Origin of the sequence: Sulfuricurvum sp., assembly GCF_022759005.1 — a bacterium.
Classification (GTDB): domain Bacteria; phylum Campylobacterota; class Campylobacteria; order Campylobacterales; family Sulfurimonadaceae; genus Sulfuricurvum.
This window is the reverse complement of sequence record NZ_JAEMQA010000083.1, coordinates 1-4,044: the sequence shown is the minus strand read 5'-3', so window position 1 is coordinate 4,044 and position 4,044 is coordinate 1. Positions and strand designations below refer to the sequence as shown.

At 38.1% G+C, this 4,044-nt stretch carries 7 protein-coding genes and 1 pseudogene; all 8 read right to left on the bottom strand.

What is annotated here, in order from left to right:
• On the bottom strand, positions 1-417 hold a 417-nt coding region (locus JHC35_RS05440; RefSeq protein WP_295042781.1), incomplete at its 3' end, for an HTH domain-containing protein.
• A 98-nt stretch (positions 418-515) separates the two neighbouring features.
• Positions 516-1,214: a hypothetical protein gene (locus JHC35_RS05435; RefSeq protein ID WP_295042780.1), complete on the bottom strand. Its 699-nt coding sequence runs from the start codon at positions 1,212-1,214 to the stop codon at positions 516-518.
• A 48-nt stretch (positions 1,215-1,262) separates the two neighbouring features.
• Positions 1,263-1,766 (bottom strand): hypothetical protein, encoded by a 504-nt coding sequence (locus tag JHC35_RS05430; RefSeq protein ID WP_295042778.1) that lies wholly within the window; start codon positions 1,764-1,766, stop codon positions 1,263-1,265.
• An 18-nt stretch (positions 1,767-1,784) separates the two neighbouring features.
• Positions 1,785-2,411 (bottom strand): hypothetical protein, encoded by a 627-nt coding sequence (locus tag JHC35_RS05425; protein WP_295042776.1) that lies wholly within the window; start codon positions 2,409-2,411, stop codon positions 1,785-1,787.
• A 49-nt stretch (positions 2,412-2,460) separates the two neighbouring features.
• On the bottom strand, positions 2,461-2,916 hold the full coding sequence (locus JHC35_RS05420; protein WP_295042774.1) for a hypothetical protein: 456 nt from the start codon (positions 2,914-2,916) through the stop codon (positions 2,461-2,463).
• Positions 2,917-3,453, bottom strand: a complete 537-nt coding sequence (locus JHC35_RS05415; RefSeq protein ID WP_295042772.1) for a hypothetical protein — start codon at positions 3,451-3,453, stop codon at positions 2,917-2,919.
• Positions 3,450-3,623, bottom strand: a pseudogene (locus JHC35_RS05410) (sigma factor-like helix-turn-helix DNA-binding protein); the annotation flags it as partial. The gene JHC35_RS05415 and the pseudogene JHC35_RS05410, both read right to left, overlap by 4 nt.
• 102 nt (positions 3,624-3,725) lie before the next feature.
• Positions 3,726-4,004, bottom strand: a complete 279-nt coding sequence (locus JHC35_RS05405) for a DnaA/Hda family protein (RefSeq protein ID WP_295042770.1) — start codon at positions 4,002-4,004, stop codon at positions 3,726-3,728.
• Positions 4,005-4,044: the final 40 nt, after the last annotated feature.

Here is a 4,044-nt window from a genome sequence, read left to right as displayed (position 1 = left end):
ATGCATGACGATTTCTAATTTACTCCCGATATCTTCGACATCGAGACGGGTATAAAACGGTGATTTGATTTGTCGCTGTAGTCGTTCCAACAACGGATGGGCTTTTTTGTAAAAATCCACCCCAATATCTTTGACCATGCTCTCCAGCATTTCCAGAACCATATCACCATCGTTTTGGGCACGGCGAGAAAGAGGTTTGCGGTAACGTTTCTTATCCTCACCCCGCTCTACTCGTCCAGGGTATATCTGTTTGAGTTTATCAAAATCACGCTGGATGGTTTTAGGATCAACGTTCCATTCTCGTGCTAGTTCACCGATGGAGAGTTCTTCACCGTTATCAAGACGCTCCAGTATATCGGCGTGACGTTTGTGCTGGAGGGGATTGCCGCGTGATCCGTGATCGGCTAAGATTGCCATTGTGTCTCTTTTAAACAAATTGGGTTAATTATAGCAATAAAGAGGACAGATTGTGTCTGTATTACGAGCATGACAACTAATTTTTCTAAAACATAAATCTAAAAAAGTTCTCGATTTTTCGTTAATAATTCTTTAATTGAAAGCATTGATTGATGATGGAAATCATTTTTTTTAGATGAAGCTGGATGATAATAATCTATAAGTAATGTTTGATATGCCGCAGAAATATTTATATGTTTCATTCTCAAATTTTGATTTTCGTAATTTAACTTATCCCCTTGGAAAAGAGCATTTATTCGATTATAAATAAGATTTTTTCCGCAACAAATGATAATATGGGGAGTATACAATTCAATCTGCTTTTTTATGAAATCACTATCTTCAATAGCAGTATTTCTGATCTCATCATAATTTGATCTAGTCCCACCAGGTTCTTTTTTAAGATTCATTGTTGCAATTTTTTGAAATATTTTTTTTCTTTCATCAGCATCTTTGGGTGCTTGGCAAAAATTATTTACAATTTTTGACAAAAGAATTTTAGACCAACAATAAATATTATCCCATGTAGAAGTGATAGGCTTACCCGAACTATACATCATCCCTTCATTTAACCGTTCTCTGCTATCCCATGTTTCGTCAGTCTTATTTGTTTCTTTTAAAACGAATAAAATTTTTAGTTCACTTTGAAGGTATAATTTGGCTGCACCATCTTTAGCAAAATTATTAGGTCTTTTCTTTTCCCATTCTTCAAAAAGTTTATTTTCTTCTTCAAATAAATTATCTTCAATATTTTCCATAAACTTATCCCGATCATGCTATTCAATTAAAAGCATTATAACTTTTTCTCAATCATCCATATATTTCTTCAACTTCATTGCCAATTTATATCCAGGTATCAAAACGTATTTTCTCTTCTCATCGATCAACTTCCCCTCTTGAAAAGTATATTCCCATCCATTGAGGTCTTTTTTATTTTGCGCTTGCTGATCATAGGCAACAATTATCCCGCTAAACCAGTCGGCTTTTACCTGTGTCGTATCATCAGGGTAAAAAGAATGAATATTTTTACCCTCTTTGTCTAAATCATAAATCGGTTCTGTTCCAAATATCTGCGCAGTCTTATACAGCCTCATCGATCGGCTACGAAATTTTGTCAAATAGAGTTCACCATCAATAATTGTCCATTCACACGTAAAACCTCGCCTATTGCTAGAATCAAAAACCACTAATCCATTTCCAAGAGCTTCCAATAGTTCGCGATCTTTCAGTAAATCAAACAGAGGAGAACCACTCACGATTGCTTGATTCGCTTCTTTATGGATTAATCTGTCTTTCATTTGCATGGTCATAAGATGTACCTCCTAAATTCAGCCAATTGTATTATATCTCTTAATGTACTGAGGGATTTTCTCCATCAACACCCCATCTTCAAATCGATAACCATAACCCTCGTCTTGATCTTGTTCACTATGATAGGCAAATACGTCACCCGTAAACCATGCGACAAATACTTTGGTTGTATCCTCTGAAGCATCATAATCTATTTCATCATTGTGTTTCAAGGGAGTCAGTTGCATCGAAATATCATATAGTTCATCGATCAGTTCACGCACTTCTTTGTATTTACTGTGATCCAAACCAATTTTTTGACATATTCCCGATTCTACTTGCTTGATAGCCATCAAGAGATCATGACCTTTTTCATTTTTGGTTCCGTCAGAGACAATAGGCATATCACCGAAGATCTGTGCCGTTTTGTTTAGCCGTGGAGAAAAGCTTTTAAATGATGCAAGGTAAAGCTTGCCCTCCATTATTTCCCATTTGCACACATACCCTTTGAAATTCGTCGATTGTGCTGAAAAATGTTGCCATAGACCGTGGCGGTCTAAATATACGTGCAGTGGCGACAAATCTGTTATCTCATCACGTCTAATTCGTGCCAATGTTAACGATCTATCGCTATCAATCATGGTGTCATAGATTTGTGTATTCATTTTATTCCTCTTCAATATAATCTTTTAACCGCTTCGGAGACCATACATGTCACTTAACCGCACCGAGCAATCGCCCGTGATCGAATCGCAGTTCCCAACCGTTTTTTTCCTCGGTGTTTTGGGTTCGATACGCGCGTGCGACGATGACTCCGCTGAACCATTCCGCCTTGACATGCACTTCATCGGGAGGATAGTGCTTTTCACCACTGATTGCGTTCGCTTCATCAGATGGTGTAATCCCCATAAACTGATCAAAGGTATAAATGCGAAATGACTTGCTGTTAAACCGAGTTAAATAGAGGGTATCGCCAATCACTTCCCATCGGCAAGTATATCCCCGGTAATTTCCTGTATTGGCTTGAATAGGATTGAGCGTAATGCCTCTTTTTTCTTTGAGAACATACAATGGCGACAGTGTGCTGCTCTCTTGCCCTTCCTCCTTTGCAGCACATATGGTCATATCCTGGTTGTTATAGCGGATGGTATCTTTGGCTTGTGTACACATTTAAACACCTGATAGGATTGCGAAATTGCTAATCTTCTCTCGCCATGTTTCTATACATCTGACACCCACTTCAATACGGATGGAGAGCTCTTTTGAGAGTCGCTGAAGCTCTTCTAAAAATGCGATATCCTCTTCAGTATTCACGTCTATGAATTCTATGAATGCATAATCGATATACGGGGCATAAACTGAAATATCTTCATATGCGCATTCTCGTCTTATTTGTGGCGGAATTGCCGGCTCAATTGCACCAAAATAATGAATCATCGCCTGATTGAGTCGTTCCAAATCGCTTTTGAGGAGCTTGTTGTGGAGATATTTATCACTATCGGTCCCTTCATGCGCTGCACAGACCAGTGATAGCTGTTCACCCTGCGATCGATGGGATGAGATAAAAAATCCTTTATCGGTATCGAGCAATGAAGCTGCTTTGGCATAGATGGCTTGAGAAAGTTTTGTCTGATTTTCTGAACAATAGACCAAAAAAGTGTTTTTTTGGATTTTGAGCTTGGAGCCTTTATGGATGATGGTGTTCATGATAATCCTTTGTCTTTTGGGTTGTTCATTGCTCCGAGCGTTTCAAATATCTCGCTGAACTGCTTTCGATGTTTGGGATGTTTAAGTTTTTTCAGAGCACTCATCTCGATCTGACGTGCCCTTTCACGGGTCACACCGAGTTTATTAGCAATCTCCTGGAGGGTGTAATCGTCACCATTAAAGGCGGAATGGGTAGCCATGATTTATCTCCTGTGTTTGAATACTAGGAGTATAAAAGAATAGTTGGACAAAATATGTCTATATGTTTCATCTTACATCATAAACTTTTTCTTGAATCCCAATAAGGAAATTTCAGCTTGCAGTTGGCAAAGATTGCGACTATCTTCTACTAATGCTTGAATTTGTTTTTGATCGATGACCACATTATTTTCTTGCAGTTTTTGCTCTACAATTTTTTTCTTAAGCTCATTAGATGGAGTGTCTAAACTGATCATGATGCTTTTATCAAGTTGATTGAGAAGCGTCTCACCAAATCCTTTTAAATGGTGTGGTGAAACGTCTGAGCTTAGGATGATGCATTTCTTTTCCACTTCAAACCCATGCAATAATATTGGCTATCTCTTCTTGCAT

What these genes read in the sequence shown, in the direction of transcription:
- JHC35_RS05435 (WP_295042780.1), bottom strand. Translation starts at nt 1,214, where the DNA reads ATGGAAAATATTGAAGATAATTTATTTGAAGAAGAAAATAAACTTTTT.
- JHC35_RS05430 (WP_295042778.1), bottom strand. Translation starts at nt 1,766, where the DNA reads ATGACCATGCAAATGAAAGACAGATTAATCCATAAAGAAGCGAATCAA.
- JHC35_RS05425 (WP_295042776.1), bottom strand. Translation starts at nt 2,411, where the DNA reads ATGAATACACAAATCTATGACACCATGATTGATAGCGATAGATCGTTA.
- JHC35_RS05420 (WP_295042774.1), bottom strand. Translation starts at nt 2,916, where the DNA reads ATGTGTACACAAGCCAAAGATACCATCCGCTATAACAACCAGGATATG.
- JHC35_RS05415 (WP_295042772.1), bottom strand. Translation starts at nt 3,453, where the DNA reads ATGAACACCATCATCCATAAAGGCTCCAAGCTCAAAATCCAAAAAAAC.